Below are 25,725 nucleotides of genomic sequence, written 5' to 3' on the forward strand. Positions count from 1 at the left end.
GTTTCGAGTTGGTCGCGCGATCCGCCGAAAAGTCGTTCAAACTTTTCGGATCGCGCCGCAGGTTTCGAGTTGGTCGCGCGATCCGCCGAAAAGTCTTTCAAACTTTTCGGATCGCGCTCCGGGTCCGGTTTCGCGCCGCTTTCGCGGCCCTTCCGCAGGAGGCTTCTGATGGCTTCGCAACGCTCCCCTCTGCTTCTTCCCGTCGATTGGGCCGCGCGCATGGCCGAGGCTCAGGCTCTGGCCGCCACGGGCGGAGACCTCAGCCGCAAGATCGGCGTGGCGGCTCTGGCGGGCTTCGCGCGGGCGGCGGCGGCTTCGCCGGCGGTGGCGCCCATGGCGCGCCTCGCGCCGCGTCCGCCGCAAGAGCCCGAAGCTCCGCGCTTCTTCTCGCGCCGCATGGCGGAGCTGGCGCAAAGGCGCGTTCAGGCGGCCTAGAGCGCTTTCCAGCGAAACCGACCAGATTTCGCGTCGCGAAAGCGCGACAGAATAACGAATTAGAGAGTTTGAACGGCCCAATTTGGTCGGAAAACGCTCTAAGGAGCCGGAGGCCGCGCGGCCGCCTCCGCCCTTTCGCGGCGCAAAAGCGGCAGGATGCGGAGCTCCAGCAAAGGCGCCAGCGGAACCCCCGCCTGAGCCGAATCCTCAAGCCAAAGCGCCTCCTCGATCTCGGCGCAGGGCCGGACCTCGACCGCGCCGAGCTTCAGACGAAAAGACTCCGCCTCCAGCGTGAAGCCCGGCTCATTGGCGGCGGGCGCCTCGAAGCGGCCCATGAACTCCGGCGCTTCGGGCGGGATCTCCAGAGCCAATTCCTCCGCCAATTCGCGGATCAGAGCCGCGCGCGGCGTCTCGCCCGGCTCGATCTTCCCGCCCGCCTGCATGAAGATCGCGCTTCCCCTTTTGCGGACCAGCAGAAGCCGACCGTCCTCGCCCTCGATCAGGGCGACGGCGATGCGGAGGACGCGCTTCTTCTCTCGTCCGGGCTTCACAGATCCGCGCCGCGCCGCAGGGTCAGCGTCGTCCAGTCGCCGAGGACCAGCTTGAAGTCGCGGCGGAAGCCGTGGCGCTTATACACCGCCTCCACGCCGTCGGCCTGACGGTTGAGGATGCCCGACAGAATCGCCCGCCCGCCCGGCGCGATATGCGCCCGCATCTCAGGGGCGAGCTTCTTCAGCGGATTGGCCAGAATATTCGCCAGAGCCAGATCGAAAGGCCGCCGCTTGCGCGCCTGAGGATGGCTGAATCCGATGGCCGCCCCGGTGAAGATCCAAGGCTGAAGCCCGTTGGCGACGGCGTTTTCGCGGGCGGTGCGGGCGGCGATGGGGTCGATGTCGGTGGCGAGGGCGCGCTTGCGCCAGAGCTTCGTCGCGCCCATGGCCAGAACCCCCGTGCCCGCGCCGACGTCCACCACGTTGCGCGGCGTGAAGCCCCGCTTCGCCAGACGGCTCATCGCCAGAAGGCAGCCGCGCGTCGTGTCGTGATGCCCGGTGCCGAAGGCCATGGCCGCCTCGATGAGCAGGCCATAGGCGTTGCGCGGAACTTGATCGGCGTCATGGGCGCCGTAGAGGAAGAAGCGGCCCGCCTCCACCGGAGTCAATTCGCGGCGCACCTGCGCGACCCAATCGCGGTCGTCCATGCGCGAGACCACGAAAGGCCGCGCCCCATAGGCCGCCGCCAGAAGATCCAGAGCCACCCCGTCCGGCGCCGAGGTGAAGTAGACCGAAAGCTCCCAGAACTCCTTGGCCTCGTCGACCTCGAAGGTGCCGACGCCCTCCGGCGCGGGATCCAGCTCCTCCAGCGCCAGAGCCAGAGATTCCGCGGCGGCGTTCCCCGTCAGGGTCGTGAAGGCGACGTGGTTGGTCGGGACGGGCTTGAGCATGGCGAGCTTCTCCAGAGGCGGCGCGAGGCCGCCCTTGTGGCGCCGCCCCCTCCCCGGCGCAAGAGGCCGCGCGCGGACAAAGCCTTATCCGGCGTCTGTTCCGACTTCTGTGAATTTTGTTGACAGCCCGGCCCTGCTTCGCGGAGCCTTCATCAAATCGTCATAAAAGGCTCGGCGCGCGAACGTCGGGTTTTGGGAGGAACTTATGGTGTTCGGAATCCGGACCGCGTTTTGCGGCCTTCTTGGCGCGACGGCGCTCGTCGCGGCCTCTTCCTCGGCGCAGGCCGCGGGGAACCTCAACCTCATCTGCTCGGCGGACGTGGTCGTCTGCGAATTGCTGGAGAACGCCTTCGAGCAGGAGACCGGGGTCTCGGTGAACATGGTCCGGCTCTCCTCGGGCGAGACCTACGCCAAACTGCGCGCCGAAGCCCGCAATCCGCGCACCGACGTCTGGTGGGGCGGCACCGGCGACCCCCATTTGCAGGCCGCCGCCGATAATCTGACCCAGCAATATGAATCGCCCCGCCAGAGCGAATTGCGCGATTGGGCGATCCGCCAGTATGAGGCCTCGGGCGGCAAGACGGTCGGCGTCTACGCCGGCGCCCTCGGCTGGGGCTATAACCGCGACCTCCTCGCCGCCAAGGGTCTGGAGCCGCCGCTCTGCTGGGCGGATCTGCTCAAGCCGGGCTTCAAGGGCGAGATTCAGATCGCCAATCCGAATTCTTCGGGCACCGCCTACACCGCCCTCGCCTCGCTCGTGCAGATCATGGGCGAGGACGAAGCCTTCGCCTATCAGAAGGCGCTGAACGACAACGTCTCGCAATACACCAAATCCGGCTCGGCGCCGGTGAAGTCGGCGGGACGCGGCGAAACCATGGTCGGCGTGGTCTTCATGCATGACGCCGTGGCCGTGGCCGCCGAGGGATTCCCCATCGAGGCCGTCGCGCCCTGCGAGGGCACGGGCTATGAAGTGGGCTCGATGTCCATCGTGCGGGGGGCGCGCAATCTGGAGAACGCGAAGCTCTGGTACGACTGGGCTCTGCGCCCCGACGTGCAGTCGCGGCTGAAGGAGGCGAAATCCTTTCAGCTCCCCTCGAACAAGCTGGCCGAGCCCCCGCCCGAGGCCCCCGATTTCGACGCGATCAAGCTGATCGACTACGACTTCGAGAAATACGGCGCCACCGAGACCCGCCGCGCCCTTCTGGAGCGCTGGGACAAGGAGATCGGCGCCAGCGCCCAATAAGCGGCCGCGCCTCCGGCCCCGGAGCCCCCGCCCTGCGCGGAGGCTCCGGCAGCTGTTTCTCCGTTCCGCCGCCCCCTTCTTTCGCCGCAAGGCTTCGGCGCGGTCTCTCGCGCCCGCCTCTTGAGCCGTCGCGGCCCTTCCTCTCCGAGGAGGCCCTGCCATGACCCTCGCCCCCGCTTCGGGCTTCGCCGCTTCCGCGAATCCTCCGCCGCCCCGACGCCTCGACGCCGCCTTGCTCCTTGGGCTGCTCGCTTTTCTGATCCTGCCCTGGCATCGGATCGAGGGCGGCTTCTTCGGCTTTCGCTGGCTTGCGGGCTTTCCCTCCGATCCCGACACGGCGCCCGGCCTGCTCCAGATTCTGCTGCACGGGCGAATCTGGCTGCTGGCGCCTTTGCTGGCTCTGGCGGCGGCGGCTTGGGCGCGCTTCGCGCTCAAGGATCCCGACGCGCGCGGGCGGGCTTGGGTCAGGCTCGGAGCCCTCGGGCTGGCGCTGCTGACCATCCAAGGCTTCCTCATCGGCTTCATGGGCTGGAGCTGGCTCTGGCTGGACGGGCTCTTCGGCGAGCTGTCTCAGGGACAGCCCGCCATGGGCGCGGGCGCCGTGACGGCGGGCGCGGCCTTTCTGCTGATCTTCTCCTTCGGACTGGCGGATCGCGGCGTGCTGCGCGGCGACGCCTTCGTGATCTCCTCCATCGCCTTTCTGGCGGCTCTGGTGGCGATCTTCGTCTTCTACCCCGTGACGCGGATGCTGGTCGGCGCCTTTCAGGATTTCGACGGCTCCTTCACCACGGCGGGCTTCACGCGCAATATGGCCTCCTCCTCGATCTGGAGCCTCGGCTGCGTGATCGGCGAGACGCGCTGCGGCGTGGCCTGGCGCACGCTCTGGCTGGCGCTGATGACCGCGACCGGCGCCACGACCCTCGGCCTCTGCTTCGCCCTGCTCGCGACCCGCACGCGCTTTCCCTTTAAAAAGGGCCTGCGCCTGCTGACCATCCTGCCGATCATCACGCCGCCTTTCGTGGTGGGTCTGGCGCTGGTGCTGCTCTTCGGGCGCTCCGGCGTGATCACGCAGGGGCTCTCCAGCCTTTTCGGGGTGGAGCCGGGGCGCTGGCTCTATGGTCTGACGGGCGTCTGGATCGCGCAGGTGCTGTCCTTCACGCCGGTGGCCTTTCTGATCCTCATCGGGGTGGTGGAGGGCGTCAGCCCCTCCATGGAGGAGGCTTCGCAGACCCTCCGCGCCGACCGCTGGCGCACCTTCGCCCAAGTCTCCCTGCCCCTGATGAAGCCGGGTCTGGCGAACGCCTTCCTCATCAGCTTCATCGAGAGCATGGCCGATTTCGGCAATCCTCTGGTGCTGGGCGGCAGCCATGGGGTGCTCTCCACGGAGATCTTCTTCGCGGTGGTCGGCGCCTCGACGGATCCCTCAAGAGCGGCGGTTCTGGCGATCATCCTGCTCGGCTTCACGCTGACCGCCTTCATGGCGCAAAGGCTTTGGCTGGGGAAAAAGAACTTCGCCACCGTCTCGGGCAAAGGCGATCCCGGCCAGCACGCCGCCTTGCCCGAGGGCGTGCGGCGGCTGGTCTACGCCGTGACGATTCCCTGGCTGCTCTTCACCGTGACCGTCTACGCGATGATCTTCGCGGGCGGCTTCGTGAAGACCTGGGGCCTCGACCATAGCCTGACCTTCGGCCACTATCTGCGGGCTTTCGGAGTCTCCTGGGGCGATCAGGGGATTCTCTGGACCGGCGTGGCCTGGAACAGCTTCTGGACCACCATGAAGATCGCGCTGATCGCCGCGCCTCTGACCGCCGCCGTGGGCATGCTCACCGCCTGGCTGATCGTGCGTCAGAACTTCGTCGGGCGGGGCCTCTTCGAATTCGCCCTGATGATGAGCTTCGCCATTCCCGGCACGGTCATCGGCGTGAGCTACGTCATGGCCTTCAACATGCCGCCGCTGGAGATGACCGGCTCGGCGCTGATCCTGGTCATGTGCTTCGTCTTCCGCAACATGCCGGTGGGCGTGCGCGGCGGCGTGGCGGCCATGAGCCAGATCGACAAGAGCCTCGACGAAGCTTCGCTGACTCTGCGCGCCGACAGCGCCCGGACTCTGCGGCGGGTGGCTCTGCCGCTGCTGCGCCCGGCGATCACGGCGGCGCTGGTCTACGCCTTCGTGCGGGCGATCACTTCGATCAGCGCGGTGATCTTCCTCGTCAGCGCGCAATACAACATGGCCACCGCCTATATCGTCGGGCTGGTCGAGAACGGCGAATATGGCGTGGCCATCGCCTATTCCTCGGCGCTCATCGTGGTGATGGCGGCCATCATCTCCGGATTTCAGCTTTTGGTGGGCGAGCGGCGTCTGCGGCGCGAAAACCGCGTCGCGGCGACCTCCGCCGATGGAAAAGGAGCCGCGGCATGAACGCCGTCCCTCAGGAGAAGCGCGACGACAAACGCGGCTCGGTGAGCTTCGAGGAGGTGACGAAAAGCTTCGGCGCCTTCACCGCCATTCCCGGCCTCTCTCTGGAGATCGCGCCGGGAACGCTGGTCACGCTGCTCGGGCCTTCGGGCTGCGGCAAGACCACCACTTTGCGCATGCTCGCGGGGCTGGAGCATCCGACGAAGGGACGCATCCGCATCGGCGGCAAGGACGTCACCGCCCTGCCCGCCAACGCCCGCGACGTCTCCATGGTGTTTCAGTCCTATGCGCTGTTTCCGCATATGACCTCTCTGGAGAACGTGGCCTATGGGCTGCGCTCCTCGGGGATCAAGGCCAAAGAGGCGCGCGAACGGGCCGAAGAAGGCTTGAAGCTGGTGGGGCTCGGGGGCATGGGCGCGCGGCTTCCGGCCGAGCTCTCCGGCGGACAGCAGCAGCGCGTGGCGGTGGCGCGGGCTCTGGTGCTGGAGCCGCAGGTGCTGCTGCTCGACGAACCCCTCTCGAATCTCGACGCGCGGCTGCGGCGACGGGTGCGTACGGAGATTCGCGAGATTCAGCAAAGGCTCGGCTTCACCGCCGTCTACGTCACCCATGATCAGGACGAGGCCCTCGCGGTTTCGGATCAAATCATCGTGATGAAGGAGGGCCGGATCGCTCAGCAGGGAACGCCCCGCGAGCTTTACGAATCCCCCGCCTCAGCCTTCATCGCCGATTTCATGGGCGAGGCCAACGTCGTGCCCTGCGCGGTGGAGGAGATCGCGGGCGGAACCGCCCAGATGCGGATCGAGGGACTCGTCCGCCGCCTGCCCGCGCCCGCCGGACTCAAACCCGGCGCCGCGCAATTGGCCATTCGCCCCAACGCCATAGCCCTCAGCCCCTCGGCGCCTGAACACGCCGCCTTTCCGGGCCGAATCGAGAGCGCCGCCTATCTCGGCGATCATGTGGAGTATGAGGTGGCCACCTCGGCCGGACGGCTCTTCGCCGTGGATTCCCAAACGGATTCGCCCCTCGCGCCCGGCGAGGCCGTGGCGGTGGATCTGCGGCCGCGCGGGGTGGCGCTCATCCCCGGCTGAGCCGGAGAGGCGAAAGACGACGCGCGAGGCGATCCGTCGCGCGCGGGCTCAACTGATTCGAAACTCTGGCGTCTCTGAGACACGATTCGCCGGAAAGGTCGATCCGTCTTTAGTCGAAGGCTTGGGTTTTGCGCCCAAAGCGCTTATATCCCGCAATGCAACATTACGGGATCGAGGACCATGCTGGCCCATCATGCGCTCTCCGGAGCGGTGCGTCGCCTGCGCCCCTGGGAGGGGCGGCTCTACGCAGAGCATCTGGAGCGCCTGCCTCCGGACGCCCGGCGCCGCCGTTTTCACGGCGAGGTCAAATCCGAAGCCCTGCGCGCGCACGCCTCGCGCGTGGCTAAAGACCCTGACAGACGCGTCTTCGGCTGGTTCGACGAAGGAATCCTGCGCGGCGCCGCCGAGATCTCCCTGCCTCAGGGCGGATCGACGGCGGAATGCGCCTTCGCCGTGGAGCCTCAGGCCCAGAGGCGCGGCGTGGGCTCCGCCCTGATGGAGCGCGCCATCCTCTACGCCCGCAACCACGGCGCCACGCGCTTCATCGTGCTGACCTCCCGCGAGAATCAGCCGATGCTCAAGCTCGGGCGGAAATTCGGCTTCCACTTCGAATCCGACGGCGGCGAGATGGAGGGCGAGATCACGCCGGATCCTTTCAGCGCCTATTCGCTCTTTCTGGAGGCCGCCGAAGAGGAGACGGGGATGCTCGCCTGGCGCGGCGCCCGCAACGCCGCCTGGTGGCGCGAGGCCGGAGGCCGCTTCTGGAAGGCCTGGTCTCAGCAGACGCCGGGATCGGGGCGCTTCAAGCGCGGGGCGTGAGAATCCCCTGAGGCGCCGCAAAGCCGTGATCCCGCAAGCCGAGGATCTCGGCGAGCAGCCCGGCGATCTGAAGCTGAGTCGGCGAGCCATGAGGGTCGGGCAGGAAAAGCGCCTCGCCCGCGGGCCCCCCGACAGGCCCCAGCGTATAGAGCGGAACGCGGGTCTCCGCCGCCTCCGGGCCGGAATGCTCGCCTAAATCGCTCATGCCGTGATCCGCCGTCACGAGAAGCGCATAGCCCGCCGCCCGCCAGCGCGGCGCCCAGCGCGCCAGCAAATCCCCCTGCCTCCGCGCCTTGCGGTCATAGGCTCGCGAAACGCCTCCCGAGCGATGGCCTTCGTCGTCCACGTTCATCGGATGGAGCAGCAGCAGATCCGGCTCATGGCGGCGGATCAGATCCTCCGCATCGGCGAAGAGATGGGAATCGGGATAAGCGTCGTCCCAGTAGAAGACGCCATGCCGGATCCCGCCCGGATGATCCTCGATCCGCCGATCCTCCGGCGTGAAGGGCGCGCGGTTGAACAGCTCGAACTACCAGCTATAAGCCGCCGCCGCCGTGACCAATCCCGCCGCCCGCGCCGCCGCGAAGATGTTCGGATGCGGCGAAAGCCTCACGACCTCGTTGCAGGTCGTCCCATGGACCACAGGCGGCAGCCCCGTCGCGAGGGTCTCGTAGAGCGGCCGCGACAGGGCCGGAAGCGCGCAGCGCAATTCATGGACCTGCGCCTCGCCCGCCGCGACCATCCCCTCAAGCCAGCCGAGACAGCGCCGCGCCGCGTCATAGCGCAGCCCGTCCAGCACCACGAGAATCGCTTTAGCCATGGGCGCCTCCCTCTTCGCGCGGCCATCTTCTCCGAAGCCTGCGGGCGGGGCAATCCGGAGCGCCGAGGCGCGCGCCCGCAAATATCCGAGTGAAAGAATCGGAGTTTTCCCGCGCCCGCCTTTCGGCTAGGAGGAACGGGGCCCGCGCGACTCGCCTGAGATTCGGCGCAGACCGCCGCCCCTGCTCAGGAGACTCCGCCCATGCTCGTCGCCATTCCCGATCTGCTCACGCGCGAGGAGACCGCCTACATCCGCCAGACGCTCGAATCCACGCCTTGGGTCGACGGGCGCGCCACGGCGGGAGATCAGGCGGCGGGGGTGAAGAAGAATCTGCAAGTGCCGCTGGATTCCCCCATAGGTCAGGAATTGGGGCAGATCGTCTTGCGGGCTCTGGCGCGCAGTCCCGAATTCACCACGGCGGCTTTGCCCGCGCGGATTCTGCCGCCCATGTTCAACCGCTATGACGAAGGCATGGCCTTCGGCGCCCATGTCGACGGCTCGATCCGCGCCTTGCCCGGCACCGGCCAGCGCCTGCGCACGGACGTCTCCTCGACGCTCTTCCTCAGCGATCCCGAAGATTACGACGGCGGCGAATTGGTCGTGCACGACACCTACGGCGAGCATCGGGTGAAGCTTCCGGCGGGACATCTGGTGGTCTATCCGGCCACGAGCCTGCATTCCGTCACCCCCGTGACGCGAGGCGCCCGCTGGGCCTCCTTCTTCTGGACCCAATCCATGATCCGCGACGATTGGCGCCGACATATGCTTTACGATCTCGACCGGGCGATCATGCGGGTGCGCAGCCATATGCCGGATCAAGACCCCGCCGTCAGCGGACTGACCTCGCATTATCACAACCTCCTGCGCCAATGGGCCGAGGTGTGAGCGGCTTCCTCATTCCTCCGGACGCGGTTTCGGCGGAGGATTACCGCCGCCACGCCCAAGCGCGGCTTTCGCCCGAGATCTGGGCCTGGCTCGAAGGCGCGGGCGCCGACGGAATCACCCGCCGCTGGAACCGCGAGGCTTTCGAGGCTCAAGCCCTCGCGCCGCGCGTCCTCGCCGAGATGGCGGGCGCGAACACATGGTGCGATCTCTTCGGGCGCAGCCTGCCGCATCCTGTCCTCGTCGCGCCTATGGCGCATCAGAGGCTTCTCCATCCCGAAGGCGAGGCGGCCATGGCGCTCGGGGCGACGGCGGCGGGCGCGGCCATGGTCGTGAGCTGTCAGGCCAGCCGCAGCTTCGCCGAGATCGCTAAAGCGGCGCCGGGGGCGGATCTCTGGCTTCAATTGTATCTCCAGCCGGATCGGCTGGCTTCTCTGGATCTGGCGCGACGCGCGGCGGAGGCGGGATTTCGCGGCGTCCTGCTGACTGTCGACGCCCCCGTCAATGGATTGCGCAATGAAGAGGCCCGGGCGGGTTTCCGTCTCCCGCCAGAAGCCGCTTCGGCCAATCTCATCGGCCCCCTGCATACGCCTTCGCGGGCGGGACCGGGGGAAAGTCCGGTCTTCAAAGGGATGCTCGACGCCGCCCCGACCTGGCGCGACGTCGAGGCGCTGAAATCCCGGATCGGCCTGCCGCTGCTGGTGAAGGGGATCCTCCATCCCGCCGACGCGCGGCGCGCTCTGGAGGCGGGCGCGGACGGGCTCGTGGTCTCGAATCATGGCGGGCGGGTTCTCGACACCGCCCCGGCCAGCCTTGAGGCTCTGCCTTATGTGGCGGCGGAGGTGAAAGGCGCGGTCCCGATCCTGCTCGACGGCGGGATAAGGCGCGGAACCGACGCGCTCAAGGCTCTGGCTCTGGGGGCCACGGCGGTGATGGTCGGACGGCCCCTGCTCCATGCGCTGGCGGTGGGCGGAGCCTCGGGCGTCGCGCATCTGCTGACCATCCTGCGCGCCGAATTGGAGACCGCCATGACGCTCACCGGGCGCCGCAGCCTCGCGGAGATCGACGCCGGAGTCCTCTGGCCGCCGCGGGCTTAAGCTCCGGTCGTTTCGGCCTCGGGCCGGGCCGGGCAGCGCGCGCAGAGTCCGCGCAGCTCCAGCACCGTCTTGGCGGGGCGGAAGCCATGGCTTGAGGCCCAAGTCTTCAAGCCTTGCTCCACCGCCGCCTCGCAAAACTCCTCGACTCCGCCGCAGGATTCGCAGATCGCGAAGGCCATCAGCCGATGCGCCCCGTCATGGGGGCAGGCGTGGCCGCCATGGCCGCCGCGATGGGCGCAGGCCACAAAGGCGTTGAGGCTCTCCAGACGATGCGCCAGCCCGAGCGCCGTCAGCTTCTCCAAAGCCCGATAAATCTGCAAAGGCGCGCGCAGGCCCTCGGCGCGCAGCTGATCCAGCAGCGCATAGGCGCTGAGCGGCGCCTCCGCCTTCTCCAGAGCGCCCAGCACCAGAGCCTGATTTTTCGTCAGATCGGGGGCCCCATGGGCATGGGCGCGGGCGTGAGCGGCCAAGACTGATCCTCCTGATCTCATCCGAAAAGCGGATTTCGGGCTTGCGGCTTCATATGTAATAACATATCAAACTCCTTCAAGCCGATCCAGCCGAGCGCCTCATATGATCCAGACCGCCCCGACCTGCCTCAGCTTCAAGGATTTGACGCTCGGCTACAAGAGCCATCCGGCCGTCCATCATCTTTCGGGCGATCTGCGCAAGGGCTCCCTGACCGCCGTGGTGGGGGCCAACGGCTCGGGAAAATCCACTTTGCTTAAAGGGATCGTCGGGCTGCTCAAGCCGATCTCGGGGCGCGTGGCCCGCGCGCCGGGGCTCAAGATCGCCTATCTGCCGCAGCGCTCCGAGATCGATCCGACCTTTCCGGCGCAATTGCGCGATCTGGTGGGACTCGGGCTCTGGCCGAAGCGCGGATTGCTGGGGCGCCGGCGCCCTGAGGACGAAGCCGCTCTTTCGGAGGCTCTGCGGGCGGTGGGGCTGGCGGGCTTCGAGCGCCGCGCCCTCGACACGCTTTCGGGCGGACAATTGCAGCGCGCGCTCTTCGCCCGGACGATCCTTCAAGAGGCGGATCTGATCCTCCTCGACGAGCCTTTCAACGCCGTGGATTCGCGGACCATCTCGGATTTGATGGGCCAGATCCTCCGCTGGCGCGACGAAGGCCGCACGGTCATGGCGGTGATCCATGATCTGGAGCTGGTCCGGGCGCAATTCCCGGAGGCTCTGCTCATGGCGCGGCGCCCGGTGGCTTGGGGTCCGACGCGCGAGGTCCTGCGGGCGGAGAATCTGCTCAAGGCCCGCCGCTTCTCCGAGGCTTGGGACGACGCCGCGCCTTGGTGCGCCCCGGATTTCGACGCGGAGGCCGCCCATGGCCGCGACCACGACCACGCGCATGACCATGACCATCGGGGGGCGGCGTGATCGCTCTGCTCCATGAGATTCTGATCCAGCCTTTCGCCGAATTCGCCTTCATGCGGCGGGCTTTGCTCGGCTCCCTGCTGCTGGCGCTGAGCGCCTGTCCAGTGGGGGTCTTCCTCATGCTGCGCGGCATGAGTCTGGCGGGCGACGCCATGGCGCACGCCATTTTGCCCGGCGCGGCGGCGGGCTTCCTGCTCTATGGGCTGGAGATCCTGCCGATGACCGTCGGCGGCCTGATCGCGGGGGCTCTGGTGGCTCTGGGCGCGGGCGCGGTCTCGCGGCTGACGATCCAGAAGGAAGACGCCTCCATGGCGGCCTTTTATCTGATTTCGCTGGCTTTAGGCGTCTGCCTGATCTCGCTGCGCGGATCGAGCGTGGACTTGAGCAACGTGCTCTTCGGCGCGGTTCTGGCGCTGAACGACGAGGCCCTGCGGCTGATCTCCGGGATTTGCGCGACGACGCTGATCGCGCTGGCGGTCTTCTGGCGGGCGCTGGCGGCGGATTCCCTCGACCCCTTGTTTCTGCGCTCGGTCTCGAAGATCGGAGCGCCGGCCCATTTCATCTTTCTCGGGCTGGCGGTGCTGAACATGGTCGGCGGATTTCAGGCCCTCGGGACGCTGCTGTCGGTCGGGCTGATGATGCTGCCCGCCGCCGCCGCGAGATTCTGGGCCTCAAGGCTCTTTCCCATGGCCGCTCTGGCGGTGGGGATCGGCATGGTCTCCTCCTATGCGGGGCTTTTGCTCTCCTATCATCTGGAATGGCCTTCCGGCCCGGCCATCGTGCTCTCGGCCGGAGCGGTTTACCTTCTCTCACTGATCGCGGGGCCGCGCGGCCTGATCTCCACGCATCTGCGCGCCCGCAGCCATCGCTCGGCCTGATCTCTCCCCTTTTTCGAGGATTCCCCCATGCCTCCCATGCGTCTGACTCTCGCCTGCGGCTTTTACGTTATAACATCTCTATTCGCCGCGCCTCTGGCCGCTCAGGAGGTCAAGGCCGTGGCGAGCTTCTCCATCCTCGCCGATTTCGTGAAGCAGGTCGGCGGCGAGCGCGTGGGCGTTCAGGCTCTGGTGGGGCCGGACGGCGACGCCCATAATTACGAGCCCCGCCCCGCCGACGCGGCGGCTCTGGCGCGGGCCGACGTGGTTTTCGTCAATGGTCTGGGCTTCGAGGGCTTTCTGGACCGTCTGGTGGCGGCGAGCGAAACCAAGGCGCCGGTGGTCGTCGCCTCGGAGGGCGTGGAGGTCGTCGAGGCCGAAGAGGACCATGATCATGACCACGACCATGATCACGAAAGCCACGCGGAGGACCACGCCCACGACCATCACGATCATGGCCCGCTGGATCCGCATGCTTGGCAATCCGTCGCCGACGCTCGAATTTACGTGGAGAACATCCGCAAGGGGCTCTGCGCCGCCGATCCCGAGGGCTGCCCCGGCTACGAGGCCCGCGCCGCCGCCTATGACGAAAAACTCGCGGCTCTGGACGCCGAATTGCGCGCCGAATTCGCCGCTCTGCCGGAGGCCCGCCGCCGGGTGATCGTCTCGCATGACGCCTTCGCCTATTTCGGCCAAGCCTATGGCCTGACCTTCCTCGCGGCGCAGGGACGCTCCGCCGAGGCGGCGCCCTCCGCGGCGCAGATCGCGGCGCTGATCCGTCAGGCCCGCGCGGAGAAGGCCGCCGCCATCTTCGTCGAAAACATCTCAGATCCCCGGCTCGTGGAGCGGGTGGCCGCCGAAACCGGCCTGAAGGTCGGCGGGCGGCTTTACTCCGACGCCTTGTCCGGGCCTCAGGGCGCGGCGCCGGACTACCTCTCCATGATGCGCGCCAACGCGGAGACTTTGCTCAAGGCCCTGAAATAAGCTTTTGCGCTTTTCACGGCTGACAGCCTTCGATTTCCGGCGCAGGATCGCCCCGAAGCTTAATTTTGGGGAGGCTCTGCGCCATGTGCCACGCCTGCGTGATGGACTCCGTTCAGCGTCAATTGCTCGACCGCCGCCGCCTGCTCAAGGCCGCCGCGGGCTTCGGACTCGGAGGCGCGGCTTTCGCGGCCGGAATCCCGGCGCCCGCCCGCGCCCAGCCTGCGGCGACAGGGCGGGTGGTCGACCTCACCCATACGCTTTTTCCCGATTTCCCCGCCTTCGACGAAGGCCCGCAATTCGCGCTGGAGAAGAAATTCGACCTCGCGAAGGACGGCTATAACCTCCACATCATCCGCGTGAACGAGCATGTGGGCACGCATCTGGACGCGCCTCTGCATTTCTCCGCCGATGGAATCTCGGTCGCCGAGATCCCGGTGGAGCGCCTTGTGGCGCCTCTCGCGGTGCTGGATCTGCGCGCCCGCGCCGCCGAGGATCCGGATGCGCAAGTCACGCCCGACGACGTGAAGGCTTGGATCGCCGAATATGGCGAGCTTCCGGCGGGCGCCTGCGTGGCGCTGCTCTCAGGCTGGGATTCCCGCGTGGCGGAGGGAACCTTCAAAAATCTCGACGCGGAAGGCCGCATGCGCTTCCCCGGCTTCCATCCCGAGGCCGTCGCCTATCTGCTCGAGGAGACCGAGGCGGGCGGAATCGCGGTGGACACCCTCTCGCTGGATCATGGCCTCTCGCCGGATTTCGCGACTCATCGCGATTGGCTCGGCGCGGGACGCTGGGGACTCGAATGCGCGGCCAATCTCGCGGAGCTTCCGGCCTCGGGCGCGACCATCGTCGTCGGGGCGCCGAAATTCCAGGGCGGCACCGGCGGACCCACCCGCGCCATAGCTCTGATCTGAGGAGGCTTCATGTCCACCGTCTCGCCCCCGGCGAATCCGGAATCCGATCCGCGCGTGAAGGCCGTCTTCGACGACATCCGCGCCACGCGCGGCGATGACTTCATCAACAACGTCTGGCGCTATCTGGCCTTTGATCCGCAGCTTCTGGAGGAGATGTGGCGCGACGTGAAAAGCGTCATGGCGACGCCGACGCTGCTCGATCCGAAGACCAAGGAATTGATTTACGCCGCCGTCTCCATCGCCAATAACTGCGAATATTGCGTGCATTCGCATCTGGCGGCGGCCCGCGCCAAAGGCGCCAGCGAGGCCGAAATCGCCGAGCTGATCCGCATCGTCTCCACCGCCGGGCGCACGAATCACATCCTCAACGCGATCCGCCCCCCGGTGGACGCGGCCTTTCTCGCACAGGAGCCCCCTCATGGCTGAGGCCTATCGCATCGTCGCGCGCCATCCCGGCGGTCCCGAAGTCTTCGCGCGCGAGGAGATCACGCCGCCTCAGCCCGGCCCCGGCGAAGTCGCCTTGCGTCAGACGGCGGTGGGGGTGAACTTCATCGACATTTATCTGCGCACCGGGCTTTACCCTTGGCCGCCCAACGAGCAGACGAACCATGTCCTCGGTTCGGAGGGCGCGGGCGTGGTCGAGGCCGTCGGCCCGGGCGTGACCGAGTTCAAACCCGGCGACCGCGTCGCTTACGGAACGGCGCGCGGCGCCTTCGCGAGCCATCGCGTGGTCCCGGCCGCAGCGCTGGTCCCCCTGCCCGCCTCCATTTCGGACGAAGTCGCGGCGGCGATCATGCTCAAGGGCCTGACGGCCTATTATCTCATCCACCAGAGCCACCCGGTTCAGGCGGGCGAGACGGTGCTCGTCCATGCGGCGGCGGGCGGCGTGGGGCAGATTCTCGGGCCTTGGCTGAAGCTGAAGGGCGTCAAGGCCATAGGCACGGCGGGCGGCCCGGAGAAGGTCGCGCTGTTGAGCGGCCTCGGCTACGCCGAAGCCGTCGACTATCGCAGCGAGGATTTCGTCGCCCGCGTGAAGGAGATCACCGGCGGCGCAGGCGTGGCGGCGGTCTACGACAGCGTCGGCAAGGACACCATCCTCGGCTCGGCGGCGGCGCTGAAGCCCTTCGGAACTCTGGTGAGCTTCGGGCAATCCTCCGGCACGCCCGATAATTTCCGCATCGCGCATCTGGCGCCTTCGGGCGGCTCGGTGACGCGCCCGACGCTGTTTCATTTCGCCTCTTCGCGGGACTGGCTGCTCAAGGCCTCGGCGGCGCTGTTCGAGGCGGTGGGCTCTGGCGCGATTCCGGCGCGCATCGACTCGGTGCGGCCGCTGGAGGAGATCGGCGCGGTTCAGACCGACCTCGCCGCGCGGCGCACCGTGGGCGCGACCGTGCTGAAGCCTTAAACGCATACGCGCGCGGCGCCTCCGCCCTTCCGGACGAAGACGCCGCGCTGACGCCCCCCGGCGTCCGCCGCTCCCCCGAGGAGGAGAGAGCGGCGATCCCTTGCGGATCCGCCTTCGCGGCGGATCCGGCTGATGTCATGTTCTGCGCGCGGCCCGCGAAGCCGCTCCGGCTGCGCGAAGACGCTTCAGGCTTTGCAGGTTTCGCGCCAGCCTCACAGCGAGGCGTTGGCCTCCGGGCGGCGACGGGCGGCCTTGGAGCCCGCTTCCTTCTCTTTGGGCGTGACGTTGGTCATCGTCAACTCGCCGCGCAGACCCAGACCCTCGATGTCGGGGCGGCCCTTGGCGGGCCAATATCCGGCCATGGCCAGCATGGCGTAGCCGTGCCAAGCGGACCAAACCGCCGTATGGATCTCGGCGGCGTCGCCTTTCAGCTTCTTGGAGGCCACCAAAGCCGCCACCGCCTCGCGGGAGGGCCCCATGGCGCGGGCGATCTGCTCGCGCAGAGCCTCGGGCGCCTCGGCGCCGAAGCCGCCTTCTCCGCCGCCGAAAGCGAGGCGGAAATCATCGGGGCGCGACTCGGCGTATTGCTGATAGGCCAGCCCCAGAGCCGCCAGACGCTTCGTCGCGTCGGGCGTTTCGGAGGCGATGGTCTCCTGAATATCGGCCAATTCGCCGACGGCCATGGCGCGCATGTAATCGAGCAGAGCCGCCTTATTCTCGAAATAGGTGTAGAGGCTCATGGCGCTCATGCCGATCTCGGCGGCCACGGCGCGGATGGTCAGCCCCGCGGAGCCCTCGGCGTGCAGAAGCTTGCGCGCGGCGCGGCAGGCCTTCCGACGCACAAGAGCCTTCTCCTCTTCGGTCAGCGGCTTTCTCGGCATGTCAGTCCCCCAAATTCCCGGCGGCGACCTCTGGGGACGCCGCGCTCTCTTGGGGCTGAGATTGTCCGCAAGTTCCTATGACATAGTAAAAATCAGAATTTCCGGCCGGCCTGTTTGTCTCGAATTTTATCTATAAGGACTTTATACCCCGTTCATCTTGGTTGATATGGCTTTAATCGAGACAGTCGCGCGACGGATCTTCACGAGGCTTTCCGCGCCTTCCCCCGCTGCAGAAGCGGCTTGAGATAACGCCCCGTATGAGAGGCGGGAATCTTCACGATCTGCTCCGGGGTTCCGACCGCGACGATCTCGCCGCCGCCGTCTCCGCCTTCGGGGCCGAGGTCCACCACCCAGTCGGCGGTCTTCACCACGTCGAGGTTATGCTCGATGACGAGGATGGTGTTGCCCTGCTCCACCAGCTCCTGAAGCACGCCGAGCAAGGTGCGGACGTCCTCGAAATGCAGGCCCGTGGTGGGCTCGTCGAGGATGTAGAGCGTGCGGCCCGTGGCGCGGCGCGAGAGCTCCTTGGAGAGCTTCACGCGCTGGGCCTCGCCGCCGGAGAGCGTGGTGGCGGGCTGGCCGATCTTGATGTAGCCGAGGCCCACGCGCTCCAGAGTCTCCAGCTTGTCGCGGATCACCGGCACCGCCGAGAAGAATTGCGCGCCGTCCTCCACGGTCATCTCCAGCACGTCGGAGACGCTCTTGCCTTTGTACAGCACTTCAAGGGTTTCGCGGTTATAGCGCTTCCCCTTGCAGACGTCGCATTGCACATAGACGTCGGGCAGGAAATGCATCTCGATCTTGATGACGCCGTCGCCTTGGCAAGCCTCGCAGCGCCCGCCCTTGACGTTGAAGCTGAAGCGCCCCGGCTTATAGCCCCGAGCCAGAGATTCCGGCAGACCCGCGAACCAATCGCGGATCGGGCCGAAAGCCCCGGTGTAGGTCGCCGGATTGCTGCGCGGCGTGCGGCCGATGGGAGCCTGGTCGATGTCGATGACCTTGTCGAGATGCTCCAGCCCCTCGATCTTCTCATGAGGCGCGGGCGCGGCGCGGGCGCCGTTCAGAGCGGCGGCGGCGGCCTTATGCAGGGTCTCCAGAATCAGGGTGGATTTCCCGCCGCCTGAAACCCCCGTCACCGCCACGAAGCAGCCCAAGGGAATCTCAAGATCGACGTTTTTCAGGTTGTTGCCGGAAGCCCCGATCACCTTCAGCCGCGCGCCGGAGCCCTTGCGGCGGGTCTCCGGAACCTCGATGCGCCGCGCGCCCGAGAGATATTGTCCGGTGAGCGATTGCGGCGAAGCCTCGATCTCGGCGGGCGTCCCGGCGGCGACCACCTCGCCGCCCCGCACGCCCGCGCCCGGCCCCATGTCCAGGACGTAATCGGCGCTGCGGATGGCGTCCTCGTCATGCTCGACGACGATGACCGTATTGCCCTGATCGCGCAGATTGCGCAGCGTGATCAGCAAGCGGTCGTTGTCGCGCTGATGCAGCCCGATGGAGGGCTCGTCCAGCACGTAGAGCACGCCCGTCAAGCCAGAGCCGATCTGCGAAGCGAGGCGAATCCGCTGGCTCTCGCCGCCCGACAAGGTGCCCGAACCGCGCCCGAGCGTCAGATAATCCAGCCCCACGTTGATGAGGAAGCCCAAGCGCTCGCGGATCTCCTTGACGATCTTCTCGGCGATCTGCGCGCGTTTGGGATCCAGTCCGGCGGCGGCCTCCTCAATCCAGCGCTGGGCCTCGCGGATGGAGCGCGCCGCCACTTGGGAGATATTCTCGCCGGCGATCTTCACCGCCAGAGCCTCCGGCTTGAGCCGCGCCCCATGGCAGACCGCGCAGGGCTTGGAGCCCTGAAAGCGCTCCAGATCCTCGCGGGACCAATTGGATTCGGTCTCTTTATACCGCCGCTCCAGATTGGGGAGCACGCCCTCGAAGGGCCGCCGGGCCTCATAGTTTTTCTTGCCGTCCTCGAAGCGAAAGAGGATCGCCTCTCCCTTGGAGCCGTTGAGGATGAACTCCTTGGCCTCCTCAGGCAGATCCTTCCATGGCGCCTGAGGATCGATCTTCAGATGCTTCGCCACGCTTTCGATGGTCTGGCGATAAAAGGACGAGGGCTCGCCCGCCCGCGACCAAGGCGCAAGGGCGCCCTCCATCAAGGAAAGCTCCGCATTCGGAACCACCAGACGCGGATCGAAGAACAGCTCCACGCCCAAGCCGTCGCAGGCCGGACAGGCGCCCATGGGCGCGTTGAAGGAGAACAACCGCGGCTCGATCTCGGGGATGCTGAAGCCCGAGACCGGACAGGCGAATTTCTCGGAGAAGACGATCTTCTCGGGCTCGCCCTCGCCCTCCGCCGGGACGGTCTCCAGAATCGCCAGACCATCGGCGAGGCGGAGGGCCGTCTCGAAGCTCTCGGCGAGGCGGCGCTCCAGATCAGGCCGGATCACGAGGCGATCCACCAGAATCTCAATGTCATGGCGGAATTTCTTATCGAGGGCGGGCGCCTCTTCGATGTCGTAGATGGCCCCGTCGACGCGCAGGCGCTGAAAGCCCTGTTTGCGCCATTCGGCGATCTCTTTGCGATATTCGCCCTTGCGCTCGCGGACCACCGGAGCCAGCAGATAAACCCGCGTCCCCTCCGGCAGAGATAAAGCGCGGTCGACCATCTGGCTCACCTGCTGGGCCTCGATGGGGAGGCCCGTCGCGGGGGAATAGGGAATTCCCGCCCGCGCGAAGAGCAGACGCAGATAATCGTAAATCTCGGTGACGGTGCCCACCGTCGAGCGCGGATTGCGGCTGGTGGTCTTCTGCTCGATGGAGATGGCCGGAGACAGCCCGTCGATGTGGTCCACATCGGGCTTGGACATCATTTCGAGGAATTGCCGGGCGTAGGCCGAAAGCGATTCGACGTAGCGGCGCTGCCCTTCGGCGTAAATCGTGTCGAAGGCGAGCGAGGATTTCCCCGAACCCGACAACCCCGTCAACACGACGAGTTGATCCCTCGGCAAGTCCACGTCCACGTTTTTCAGATTATGTTCCCGGGCGCCTCTGACGGAGATGGTCTTGCGTTCGGAGATGACGGACATCTGGGCGCCCCCTGATTCGGATGAGGCGGAAGGATTAACCTATCAAGAACGAAAAGAGAAGACGTAGACTCCTCCTCGCCTGATCCTTCTCCCGATGGCGGAAGGCCGCGCTTTCGCCCTAACTTCGCCATAAGGAGAGTTCATGCATATCTTGCACGAAAAACGTGAAAACCGCGCGCCCGCGGAGGCCCCGATGACCGCCCGACCCTCGTTCGCCGCCCCCACCCGGCGCCGCTTGCTGGCTTTGCTCGCCGCCTCCGGCGCGGCGGCGCCCGCCTGGGGCGCTTCGGCTCAGCAGCAGCCTCCGCCCTGCATCGCCGAGCAGCGCATGGGGCCGTGGATCCTCACCACCAACGGCCGGATCTGGGGTCTGGAGGCGCCCGCCGGGCTGGATCTGGGCGCGGGGCTGAGGGCGGCCTCCGGCGCGCCGGGCGCGGCGCGAATCGCTTTCCGGGGCGGGCCGGAGGGCGTCAACGGGCTGATCGCCCGCTTCCCCGACATCGCCGGAGCGCCGGGACTCAGCATGGAGGGCATGCGCGCCGAAATCCGCGTGGACGGCCTTGAAGCCCCGACCGGTCCCGGCTCTGCGCCCGCGCGCTTTCGTCCGCCCTTCTGGGACTACGCCTTCGACGGCGCTCTGGCGCAAAATCTGCTCGGCGGCGGGGCGCGGCGGATCGAGGCCCGGCTGACGCGCAGCATCGGGGGGCGTCTGGAGATTCTGGCCAGCGCCGTCGCCGAGCTGGAGGGAATCGGGCTGGCTCTGGTGCAGGTGCGCGAACTCGCCGCCGGAGAGCGCCAGCGCATGGAGGCCGGGCAATGCCGCGGCTGCTTCCTCACCACGGCCTGCGTGCGGGCGGTCGGGCTGGCTGACGATTGCTGGGAGCTGCGCCAGCTGCGCCGCTTCCGAGACGATTGGCTCGCCCGACGCCCCGAAGGCCCCGCCGAAATCGCGCTGTATTACCGCGAGGCGCCCGCCGTGGCGGCGGATCTGAGCCGCGCAGAGGCTCTGAAGCTTTATCGGCGGGTGATTCTGCCTTGCGCCCTGCTGATTCGGGCGGGCTTCATGGAAGCCGCGCATCGCCGCTATCGGGCGATGATGCGCGGCTTCGGCGTCGCGATCACAGACCCGTGCTGACCACCGTCACCCGCGTCACGCCGCCCTGAGCCAGAGCGGCGGGCGCGTCGGTGCCGTAGAGCGGCAGGCCCGCGGGCCCCTTCACCACCGCGCCCAAAGCCAGCTGACGGCTTCCGTCGAGGAGCTCGCCGGGGGCGTCGACGCGCGCCGTGATCGGGAAGGCCCCGGCGGGGACTTCCTGCTGATGCAGCGCGATGGCCGGATTGGCCGCGTCGAAAAGGCTGATCGTCAGCACGGCGCCCGGCGGAACGGTCCCCGCGCCCTCGACCGCCACGTCCAGCGCTACGGCGGGCAGCAGCGAGACGGGCGCGGCCGTCTGGGCGCCGCGGTCGGCGCCGAGGTTGAAAGAGGCGCAGCCCGTCAAAATCAGGCCGAGCGCCGCGGCCGGCGCAAGAGAACGAAGCGACATGAAGTCTCCCGTCGTTCGGAGGAGGACGAAGGCGCCGCCCTCTGAAGGCTGCGGCGCGGCGGCTCCCGAGCGTCCGTCCGATCCGCCCGGATCGGCCTTAAGCTCCGATGTTTCGCGCCGGGGCGCAATCCCCCCGAATGGGCTCACGCCCGGGCCCCCCGAATGGGCTCGCGCCCGCCCCCCCCCCGAATGGGCCACGCCCAAGGCCCCGAATAGGCTCGCGCCCGGGGCCGACTTCGTTTTGTGGAGTTTGAGGAGATTTGGAGGCGACGACCGGAATTGAACCGGTGTACACGGTTTTGCAGACCGTTGCGTAACCACTCCGCCACGTCGCCCCGAGGCCCTGCCTTTACCAGAGCCGAAGCCTCGCCGCAAGCGCGACTCCGCCGGATCGCGGAATCCTCACAGGGCCTTGTCGAGATTCAGCCGCAAAGCCCCGTAAGCCGCCATCGCCAGAGCCGCGCCGGAAGCGAGCGTCCTAATCTGATTCCACATCTGCCAGCGCTCGGAATAGGCGCGCCAAATCTCTCGCGCCTGCTCGACGTCCTCGGGAACCGCCGTCGCGGCGAGGGCCTCGTTCATCGGCACGTTGATCGTCATGGTCAGAATCATCCCGCCGAAGAGATAGGCCGCCGCGCCCGCGCCGAACCAAAAGCCCGCCGGGCCGAAGCCCTTCAGCCAGAGGACCAGCGCCGTCAGAGCCAGAATCACGGGCGTCAGAAAAAAAGCGGGAAAGAAAACCACGTTCCGCACCGAGGCGTTCATGGCCTGCATGGCCTGAATCGCCACACGCGGATCCGCCTGATCGAGACCCCACATGGTCGAGCAGACCCAGGCGTAGAAGAATCCGAAGATCGCGCCGCAAAACAGAATGGACAGCGTGGAAAGCCCCGCGACGAAGCCTGACATGGCGAATCTCCCAAAACCGTATCTTCATATACGTCTTTACAGAGGCGTATCTGAAGATACGGTGACGGGCAAGACCTTCTGAGGGCGTTTTCCGACCCAGCTGGATCGTGCAAGCGCTCTCAGTTTTTGTTTGGCCGCATTTTCACGACGCGAAGCCCTTTCAGCTTCGCTGGAAGATGCTCGAAGGAGCCGCGACATGCGTCAGGACGCCAAAGCCGAACGTCAGGCCGAAATCGAGGAGACCGCCTTCCGGCTGCTGTTGGAGAAAGGCTACGGCCCCACCTCGATGCTGGCGGTGGCCAAAGCGGCCAAGGCCTCCAATGAAACGCTCTATCGCTGGTACGGCGATAAGACGGGGCTGTTCCGGGCCATGGTCGAGCGCAACGCCGCCGCGACCCGCAAGGCTCTGGAGACGGCCTTGCGCGAGGAGGCCGATCCTCTGGCGGCTTTGGAGTCCGCCGCGCCGATTCTGCTCGGGATGCTGCTGGGAGAGCGCTCGGTGGCGCTGAACCGGGCCGCCGCCGCCGATCCGGGCGGCGAACTCGGCGCGGCCCTCGCCGCCGGAGGACGCGGCGCGATCAAGCCGCTCATCGAGGCGGCTCTGGAGCGGGCCATGGCGGAGGGGCGGCTGGCGGCCTCCTCGCCTGCGGAGGCCGCGGATTGGTTCTTCGGCTTGCTGATCGGAGATCGCCAGATCCGACGGGCGATCCGGGTCGCGCCGCTCCCCGCCCCGGAAGAGGTTTCGGCTCAGGCGGCGGCGGCCATGACGGCTTTTCGCAGGCTCTGCGCGCCTCAGGCCTCGGCGCGCGCCGCGCAATCCCGACCCTGACGGGGCGAGACGAGGATTTCAGAACGGATTTTGCGCGCGGCGCCGCTCAGCGGCATTGATCGCGCACGACCGCGCACATGGTTTCGAATTTCCGCACGTAATCTTGCTGAAGTTCGCTCAGGATCTGGCCGCGCTTCGCTTCATTGGCCTGCCAGTCTTCCTCAGTCTTGGCTAGATCCCGTTTCAGCGCCTGAAGGCCAGCGCTCATCTCCTGAGGAGTCGTCGCATCATAGATGGGCTGAACCGCGCTCAAAGCAACGCTCCCCAAGCATGTGAGGATGCGCAGTTTCTTTCCTGAGGACAGAGTCTTTCTGCACCCAGCGAGCATCAACCCGACCTCTCCAAGGCTCACGAGATCGTCTTTTTTCCGCTCGAACTCTTGCGCGCTCATCCCGGCCTCCACTTCCGAACGCATCTGATCGATCAGAACGGTGAGTTGGGCCCGTCTCGCCTTCCAGTCGTTCCAGTCGGAGAAAGTCTTATTGGATATGGAGGCCAATCGGTCGACATAGAGCGCAGCGCGCTCCCGCTCGACGTCGCCGCAGCTGCGGCCGAGAAGCGGGCTGGCCGGACCGACTCCGGGGCCGATCTGGATCAGGCGATCGGATTTGACGTTGGTGAAGGACTGCATGCACGTCGGCTGCGCTTGCGCGACGGCGGACGCCAAAGCGACGGCGAAGAGCGCCGTCATGAGAATTCGGATCATCCTACTCATCCTATCTTGAGTTGAGAAGAACGCCGAAAGCCTATCATATTTCCTCAAACGCCATATGACTTATCTTTCCCCGCGAGGCGAAGAGGGAAAGCGTCGTTCCCAGAGCGTTTTTCGATCCCGCTGGATCGCGCAAACGCTCTAAGCTTTTGTTCGGTCGCATTTTCACGACGCGAATCCGTTCCGGCTTCTCTGGAGAATGCTCTAGAGATAGGCCTGAGTCACCACGTCGAGCAATTCGACGTCCTTCTCCGCCATCCCGGCCAGCACCCGCGCCCCCGAAGCCAGATGCAGCTCCACGGCGTTGCGGTGGAAGACCTTCACGAGAATCAGATCCGCCGGGAGATCCAGACGCGCCGAACCTTCGTCGGCGAACAGCCGCAGCCCTTGGCCGCTGACCTCGACGCGCCCTTTCAGGGCGCCTTCAAGCTCAGAGGGCTCAGGATAAAGCGGCGCGACGCCGCGTCGGCGCAAAGTGCGGTGCCGCGGACCCGGACCCGGACCGCCCTGCGGCGCGCCCTGAGGATTCCAGATCCAGCGCGCAGGCATGGCGCAGAGCACCTCCTCGCTCAGGGGCGCCCAGGTCCAGACGGGCGCATGCTCGCGCGTCAGGGGCGCGGCGCGCTCTCTTGGGGAGGCCTGGAGCATCGGTCCCTTCTCCTCTCCTGAGCGTCGATCCGATCCGATGGGATCGCCTGAGCGCTCCGCTGCTTCGCTTGGGCTGCGGCGCGAGGCCGCCCGCCCGCCTGAGCCGCGAACGAGATTGTGAAGACTCCGCCTTAAGGAGAGGCGAAAAAACGCGGTTAAGCGGCGTTCGTCATCATCGCCGCCGGGTGAAGAGGAGAAGACCGCGACTCAATATTCGGTGGCGGCCTGCTGGCGCTCCAGATCCTCCAGCAATCTGCGGGCCTGAAGATCGCCGAAGCTGGAGGCCTCGCGGAAATAGGCGGCGGCGGCCGGAAGATCCTGCGCCACGCCGCGCCCGTCGCGCGCCGCCAGACCCATGCGCCGCGCCGCCTCGGGCAGATTCCGCACGCGCCAGAGCGCGTCGTAGACGGCGACCGCCACGTCCGGCGATTCGTTCTCGAAGCTCCCGGCGAGAGTCAGGGCGGCGGGCGCCGTGGCCTCCATGGCGAGGGTCTCGGCGGCGGCGCGCAGATCGTCGCCCGAGCGGGCGTTATGCAGGGCTTCGAGGAAATCCTGAAAGGGGTCGCGCCGCGAAACGCCGAGCGCCGCCACGCCGCCCGAAGAGGCCGCGCCCGGAAATCCGGGGGCCGGATCGGCGGAGCCGCCCAAAACCATGGGCGTCCCGAGAGGCGCCCCCCCCGGAGGAGCCCCGAGAGCGGCGGTTTGGAAAGGCGCAGCTTCGCTGCGGATGAATCCGCCCTCCGGCGCGGCGGGCGCCGCCTCAAGATCGGGCGAGGCGAAGAGCCGCGTGGCGGCCACGCCGCCGGGCGGAGTCGGGAGAGCCTGCGGAGAAAAGCCTCCGGCGCGCAAAGAAGACGGCGGCCATTCCTCCGCCCCCTCCTCCTCCGCGCTCAGGCCCTCAGGCGCGGCGGCCTCGCCTGAGGCGCGGCGCGCGTAATAGCTCGCCGTCTGCGCCGAGGGGGATTCGCGCGGAGCCGCGGCGGACAGAGCCTCCGCGGCGCCCAGACGCGCCAAAACCGCCGCAGGCTCGACGAGCCGCGCCTGAACCTCGGCGCCGGGAGCCGCCCCGGCGTCGCAGCCCGCCAGAAGGGCCGCCGAAAGAACGAGGCTCAGGCCGCGTGAAAGCGCCCGTTCCGCCCCGGTCCGAAAGTGAAGATCATCCTGCCGCATGGCGCGCATTGAACCATAAAGACGCAGATTTTCCCACAGAAAAGAATTTCATGCCCCAATAAAGGAATAAATCACGCCAAAACGCAAAATCCGATGAAGATCGAAGGCCCGCCCCCGGCGTAGGAGCGGGCCTGTTCAGGCTTCGGA

At 67.1% G+C, this 25,725-nt stretch carries 27 protein-coding genes and 1 tRNA gene; 15 read left to right on the forward strand and 13 right to left on the reverse strand.

The annotated features are described in order from the left end of the window. Window positions 1-168: 168 nt before the first annotated feature. The gene (locus tag B161_RS0113680) at window positions 169-435 is read left to right on the forward strand and encodes a hypothetical protein (protein ID WP_018634007.1); all 267 of its coding nucleotides are present in this window, start codon (window positions 169-171) and stop codon (window positions 433-435) included. A gap of 98 nt (window positions 436-533) precedes the next feature. On the opposite strand, the gene B161_RS0113685 is transcribed toward B161_RS0113680, so the two are convergent. Both B161_RS0113685 and B161_RS0113690 read right to left on the reverse strand, forming a co-directional pair. Then, a complete protein-coding gene (locus tag B161_RS0113685; RefSeq protein ID WP_018634008.1) occupies window positions 534-986 on the reverse strand; it encodes an NUDIX hydrolase in 453 nt (150 codons plus the stop codon). Beyond that, complete coding sequence (locus B161_RS0113690) at window positions 983-1,876, reverse strand: 50S ribosomal protein L11 methyltransferase (RefSeq protein ID WP_018634009.1); 894 nt, start codon at window positions 1,874-1,876, stop codon at window positions 983-985. The genes B161_RS0113685 and B161_RS0113690 overlap by 4 nt, the downstream gene beginning before the upstream one ends. Window positions 1,877-2,081: 205 nt before the next feature. Here B161_RS0113690 and B161_RS0113695 point away from each other — a divergent pair, with 205 nt between their 5' ends. The 4 genes from B161_RS0113695 (at window position 2,082) to B161_RS19010 (ending at window position 7,445) form a co-directional block, all read left to right on the forward strand. Continuing rightward, window positions 2,082-3,119: an ABC transporter substrate-binding protein gene (locus tag B161_RS0113695; protein WP_018634010.1), complete on the forward strand. Its 1,038-nt coding sequence runs from the start codon at window positions 2,082-2,084 to the stop codon at window positions 3,117-3,119. A gap of 160 nt (window positions 3,120-3,279) precedes the next feature. After that, window positions 3,280-5,538: an ABC transporter permease gene (locus B161_RS0113700; RefSeq protein ID WP_018634011.1), complete on the forward strand. Its 2,259-nt coding sequence runs from the start codon at window positions 3,280-3,282 to the stop codon at window positions 5,536-5,538. Beyond that, window positions 5,535-6,626: an ABC transporter ATP-binding protein gene (locus B161_RS0113705; RefSeq protein WP_018634012.1), complete on the forward strand. Its 1,092-nt coding sequence runs from the start codon at window positions 5,535-5,537 to the stop codon at window positions 6,624-6,626. The genes B161_RS0113700 and B161_RS0113705 overlap by 4 nt, the downstream gene beginning before the upstream one ends. Window positions 6,627-6,806: 180 nt before the next feature. After that, the gene (locus B161_RS19010) at window positions 6,807-7,445 is read left to right on the forward strand and encodes a GNAT family N-acetyltransferase (RefSeq protein ID WP_018634013.1); all 639 of its coding nucleotides are present in this window, start codon (window positions 6,807-6,809) and stop codon (window positions 7,443-7,445) included. Here the strand turns inward: B161_RS19010 and B161_RS19870 are convergent. Both B161_RS19870 and B161_RS19875 read right to left on the reverse strand, forming a co-directional pair. Then, window positions 7,429-7,968: an alkaline phosphatase family protein gene (locus B161_RS19870; protein ID WP_205619263.1), complete on the reverse strand. Its 540-nt coding sequence runs from the start codon at window positions 7,966-7,968 to the stop codon at window positions 7,429-7,431. The genes B161_RS19010 and B161_RS19870 overlap by 17 nt on opposite strands. 6 nt (window positions 7,969-7,974) lie before the next feature. Then, a complete protein-coding gene (locus B161_RS19875; protein ID WP_018634015.1) occupies window positions 7,975-8,265 on the reverse strand; it encodes an alkaline phosphatase family protein in 291 nt (96 codons plus the stop codon). Window positions 8,266-8,466: 201 nt separating this feature from the next. On the opposite strand from B161_RS19875, the gene B161_RS0113720 reads away from it, so the two are divergent. Both B161_RS0113720 and B161_RS0113725 read left to right on the forward strand, forming a co-directional pair. Beyond that, window positions 8,467-9,150, forward strand: a complete 684-nt coding sequence (locus B161_RS0113720) for a Fe2+-dependent dioxygenase (RefSeq protein ID WP_018634016.1) — start codon at window positions 8,467-8,469, stop codon at window positions 9,148-9,150. Beyond that, entirely contained in the window at window positions 9,147-10,244 is a 1,098-nt protein-coding gene (locus tag B161_RS0113725) for an alpha-hydroxy acid oxidase (protein WP_018634017.1), read from the forward strand. The genes B161_RS0113720 and B161_RS0113725 overlap by 4 nt, the downstream gene beginning before the upstream one ends. Here B161_RS0113725 and B161_RS0113730 read toward each other — a convergent pair. Then, on the reverse strand, window positions 10,241-10,714 hold the full coding sequence (locus B161_RS0113730) for a Fur family transcriptional regulator (RefSeq protein ID WP_018634018.1): 474 nt from the start codon (window positions 10,712-10,714) through the stop codon (window positions 10,241-10,243). The two genes, B161_RS0113725 and B161_RS0113730, sit on opposite strands and share 4 nt — an antisense overlap. 103 nt (window positions 10,715-10,817) lie before the next feature. Here B161_RS0113730 and aztA point away from each other — a divergent pair, with 103 nt between their 5' ends. The 6 genes from aztA to B161_RS0113760 all read left to right on the forward strand — a co-directional run bounded on the left by aztA (window position 10,818) and on the right by B161_RS0113760 (window position 15,802). Next, on the forward strand, window positions 10,818-11,630 hold the full coding sequence (aztA, locus tag B161_RS0113735) for a zinc ABC transporter ATP-binding protein AztA (protein WP_018634019.1): 813 nt from the start codon (window positions 10,818-10,820) through the stop codon (window positions 11,628-11,630). Further along, window positions 11,627-12,505, forward strand: a complete 879-nt coding sequence (gene aztB, locus B161_RS0113740) for a zinc ABC transporter permease AztB (RefSeq protein WP_018634020.1) — start codon at window positions 11,627-11,629, stop codon at window positions 12,503-12,505. Before aztA ends, aztB begins: the two co-directional genes overlap by 4 nt. A 27-nt stretch (window positions 12,506-12,532) precedes the next feature. Then, the gene (locus B161_RS0113745) at window positions 12,533-13,486 is read left to right on the forward strand and encodes a metal ABC transporter solute-binding protein, Zn/Mn family (RefSeq protein WP_018634021.1); all 954 of its coding nucleotides are present in this window, start codon (window positions 12,533-12,535) and stop codon (window positions 13,484-13,486) included. 83 nt (window positions 13,487-13,569) lie between these two features. Continuing rightward, window positions 13,570-14,397, forward strand: coding sequence for a cyclase family protein (locus B161_RS0113750; RefSeq protein ID WP_018634022.1), 828 nt, complete (start codon window positions 13,570-13,572; stop codon window positions 14,395-14,397). A 9-nt stretch (window positions 14,398-14,406) separates the two neighbouring features. Further along, on the forward strand, window positions 14,407-14,823 hold the full coding sequence (locus B161_RS0113755) for a carboxymuconolactone decarboxylase family protein (RefSeq protein ID WP_018634023.1): 417 nt from the start codon (window positions 14,407-14,409) through the stop codon (window positions 14,821-14,823). After that, on the forward strand, window positions 14,816-15,802 hold the full coding sequence (locus B161_RS0113760; protein WP_018634024.1) for a quinone oxidoreductase family protein: 987 nt from the start codon (window positions 14,816-14,818) through the stop codon (window positions 15,800-15,802). Before B161_RS0113755 ends, B161_RS0113760 begins: the two co-directional genes overlap by 8 nt. Before the next feature lie 212 nt (window positions 15,803-16,014). Here B161_RS0113760 and B161_RS19015 read toward each other — a convergent pair whose 3' ends face one another. Both B161_RS19015 and uvrA read right to left on the reverse strand, forming a co-directional pair. Further along, window positions 16,015-16,683: a TetR/AcrR family transcriptional regulator gene (locus B161_RS19015; protein ID WP_018634025.1), complete on the reverse strand. Its 669-nt coding sequence runs from the start codon at window positions 16,681-16,683 to the stop codon at window positions 16,015-16,017. Between the two features lie 200 nt (window positions 16,684-16,883). After that, entirely contained in the window at window positions 16,884-19,766 is a 2,883-nt protein-coding gene (gene uvrA / locus B161_RS0113770) for an excinuclease ABC subunit UvrA (protein WP_018634026.1), read from the reverse strand. A 193-nt stretch (window positions 19,767-19,959) separates the two neighbouring features. Between uvrA and B161_RS19020 the strand changes: the two genes are divergently transcribed. Continuing rightward, window positions 19,960-20,901, forward strand: a complete 942-nt coding sequence (locus tag B161_RS19020) for a CFI-box-CTERM domain-containing protein (RefSeq protein ID WP_157755655.1) — start codon at window positions 19,960-19,962, stop codon at window positions 20,899-20,901. Here B161_RS19020 and B161_RS0113780 read toward each other — a convergent pair. The 3 genes from B161_RS0113780 to B161_RS0113790 all read right to left on the reverse strand — a co-directional run bounded on the left by B161_RS0113780 (window position 20,885) and on the right by B161_RS0113790 (window position 22,219). Continuing rightward, entirely contained in the window at window positions 20,885-21,310 is a 426-nt protein-coding gene (locus tag B161_RS0113780; RefSeq protein ID WP_018634028.1) for a hypothetical protein, read from the reverse strand. The two genes, B161_RS19020 and B161_RS0113780, sit on opposite strands and share 17 nt — an antisense overlap. Window positions 21,311-21,571: 261 nt before the next feature. Continuing rightward, a tRNA-Cys gene (locus tag B161_RS0113785) sits at window positions 21,572-21,645 on the reverse strand. Between the two features lie 67 nt (window positions 21,646-21,712). Next, window positions 21,713-22,219: an anthrone oxygenase family protein gene (locus tag B161_RS0113790; protein ID WP_018634029.1), complete on the reverse strand. Its 507-nt coding sequence runs from the start codon at window positions 22,217-22,219 to the stop codon at window positions 21,713-21,715. 196 nt (window positions 22,220-22,415) lie between these two features. Here B161_RS0113790 and B161_RS0113795 point away from each other — a divergent pair, with 196 nt between their 5' ends. Beyond that, window positions 22,416-23,048, forward strand: a complete 633-nt coding sequence (locus B161_RS0113795; RefSeq protein ID WP_018634030.1) for a TetR/AcrR family transcriptional regulator — start codon at window positions 22,416-22,418, stop codon at window positions 23,046-23,048. Window positions 23,049-23,094: 46 nt separating this feature from the next. Here the strand turns inward: B161_RS0113795 and B161_RS0113800 are convergent, their stop codons facing one another. The 3 genes from B161_RS0113800 to B161_RS0113810 all read right to left on the reverse strand — a co-directional run bounded on the left by B161_RS0113800 (window position 23,095) and on the right by B161_RS0113810 (window position 25,578). Next, the gene (locus tag B161_RS0113800; RefSeq protein WP_018634031.1) at window positions 23,095-23,754 is read right to left on the reverse strand and encodes a hypothetical protein; all 660 of its coding nucleotides are present in this window, start codon (window positions 23,752-23,754) and stop codon (window positions 23,095-23,097) included. A gap of 210 nt (window positions 23,755-23,964) precedes the next feature. After that, complete coding sequence (locus tag B161_RS0113805; protein WP_018634032.1) at window positions 23,965-24,408, reverse strand: hypothetical protein; 444 nt, start codon at window positions 24,406-24,408, stop codon at window positions 23,965-23,967. A 207-nt stretch (window positions 24,409-24,615) separates the two neighbouring features. Beyond that, window positions 24,616-25,578 (reverse strand): hypothetical protein, encoded by a 963-nt coding sequence (locus B161_RS0113810; RefSeq protein ID WP_157755656.1) that lies wholly within the window; start codon window positions 25,576-25,578, stop codon window positions 24,616-24,618. Between the last annotated feature and the right edge of the window lie 147 nt (window positions 25,579-25,725).

The sequence above is a fragment of the Neomegalonema perideroedes DSM 15528 genome (genome assembly GCF_000374145.1).
Taxonomy (GTDB): Bacteria; Pseudomonadota; Alphaproteobacteria; order Rhodobacterales; family Rhodobacteraceae; genus Neomegalonema; species Neomegalonema perideroedes.

What these genes read in the sequence shown, in the direction of transcription:
- B161_RS0113695 (WP_018634010.1), top strand. Translation starts at nt 2,082, where the DNA reads ATGGTGTTCGGAATCCGGACCGCGTTTTGCGGCCTTCTTGGCGCGACG.
- B161_RS0113750 (WP_018634022.1), top strand. Translation starts at nt 13,570, where the DNA reads ATGTGCCACGCCTGCGTGATGGACTCCGTTCAGCGTCAATTGCTCGAC.
- B161_RS0113800 (WP_018634031.1), bottom strand. Translation starts at nt 23,754, where the DNA reads ATGATCCGAATTCTCATGACGGCGCTCTTCGCCGTCGCTTTGGCGTCC.
- B161_RS0113705 (WP_018634012.1), top strand. Translation starts at nt 5,535, where the DNA reads ATGAACGCCGTCCCTCAGGAGAAGCGCGACGACAAACGCGGCTCGGTG.
- B161_RS19875 (WP_018634015.1), bottom strand. Translation starts at nt 8,265, where the DNA reads ATGGCTAAAGCGATTCTCGTGGTGCTGGACGGGCTGCGCTATGACGCG.
- B161_RS19020 (WP_157755655.1), top strand. Translation starts at nt 19,960, where the DNA reads ATGACCGCCCGACCCTCGTTCGCCGCCCCCACCCGGCGCCGCTTGCTG.
- B161_RS0113810 (WP_157755656.1), bottom strand. Translation starts at nt 25,578, where the DNA reads ATGCGGCAGGATGATCTTCACTTTCGGACCGGGGCGGAACGGGCGCTT.
- B161_RS0113760 (WP_018634024.1), top strand. Translation starts at nt 14,816, where the DNA reads ATGGCTGAGGCCTATCGCATCGTCGCGCGCCATCCCGGCGGTCCCGAA.
- B161_RS0113690 (WP_018634009.1), bottom strand. Translation starts at nt 1,876, where the DNA reads ATGCTCAAGCCCGTCCCGACCAACCACGTCGCCTTCACGACCCTGACG.
- B161_RS0113720 (WP_018634016.1), top strand. Translation starts at nt 8,467, where the DNA reads ATGCTCGTCGCCATTCCCGATCTGCTCACGCGCGAGGAGACCGCCTAC.
- uvrA (WP_018634026.1), bottom strand. Translation starts at nt 19,766, where the DNA reads ATGTCCGTCATCTCCGAACGCAAGACCATCTCCGTCAGAGGCGCCCGG.
- B161_RS0113680 (WP_018634007.1), top strand. Translation starts at nt 169, where the DNA reads ATGGCTTCGCAACGCTCCCCTCTGCTTCTTCCCGTCGATTGGGCCGCG.
- B161_RS19015 (WP_018634025.1), bottom strand. Translation starts at nt 16,683, where the DNA reads ATGCCGAGAAAGCCGCTGACCGAAGAGGAGAAGGCTCTTGTGCGTCGG.
- B161_RS0113745 (WP_018634021.1), top strand. Translation starts at nt 12,533, where the DNA reads ATGCCTCCCATGCGTCTGACTCTCGCCTGCGGCTTTTACGTTATAACA.
- B161_RS0113700 (WP_018634011.1), top strand. Translation starts at nt 3,280, where the DNA reads ATGACCCTCGCCCCCGCTTCGGGCTTCGCCGCTTCCGCGAATCCTCCG.
- B161_RS0113805 (WP_018634032.1), bottom strand. Translation starts at nt 24,408, where the DNA reads ATGCTCCAGGCCTCCCCAAGAGAGCGCGCCGCGCCCCTGACGCGCGAG.
- B161_RS0113755 (WP_018634023.1), top strand. Translation starts at nt 14,407, where the DNA reads ATGTCCACCGTCTCGCCCCCGGCGAATCCGGAATCCGATCCGCGCGTG.
- aztA (WP_018634019.1), top strand. Translation starts at nt 10,818, where the DNA reads ATGATCCAGACCGCCCCGACCTGCCTCAGCTTCAAGGATTTGACGCTC.
- B161_RS0113780 (WP_018634028.1), bottom strand. Translation starts at nt 21,310, where the DNA reads ATGTCGCTTCGTTCTCTTGCGCCGGCCGCGGCGCTCGGCCTGATTTTG.
- B161_RS0113795 (WP_018634030.1), top strand. Translation starts at nt 22,416, where the DNA reads ATGCGTCAGGACGCCAAAGCCGAACGTCAGGCCGAAATCGAGGAGACC.
- B161_RS0113790 (WP_018634029.1), bottom strand. Translation starts at nt 22,219, where the DNA reads ATGTCAGGCTTCGTCGCGGGGCTTTCCACGCTGTCCATTCTGTTTTGC.
- B161_RS19010 (WP_018634013.1), top strand. Translation starts at nt 6,807, where the DNA reads ATGCTGGCCCATCATGCGCTCTCCGGAGCGGTGCGTCGCCTGCGCCCC.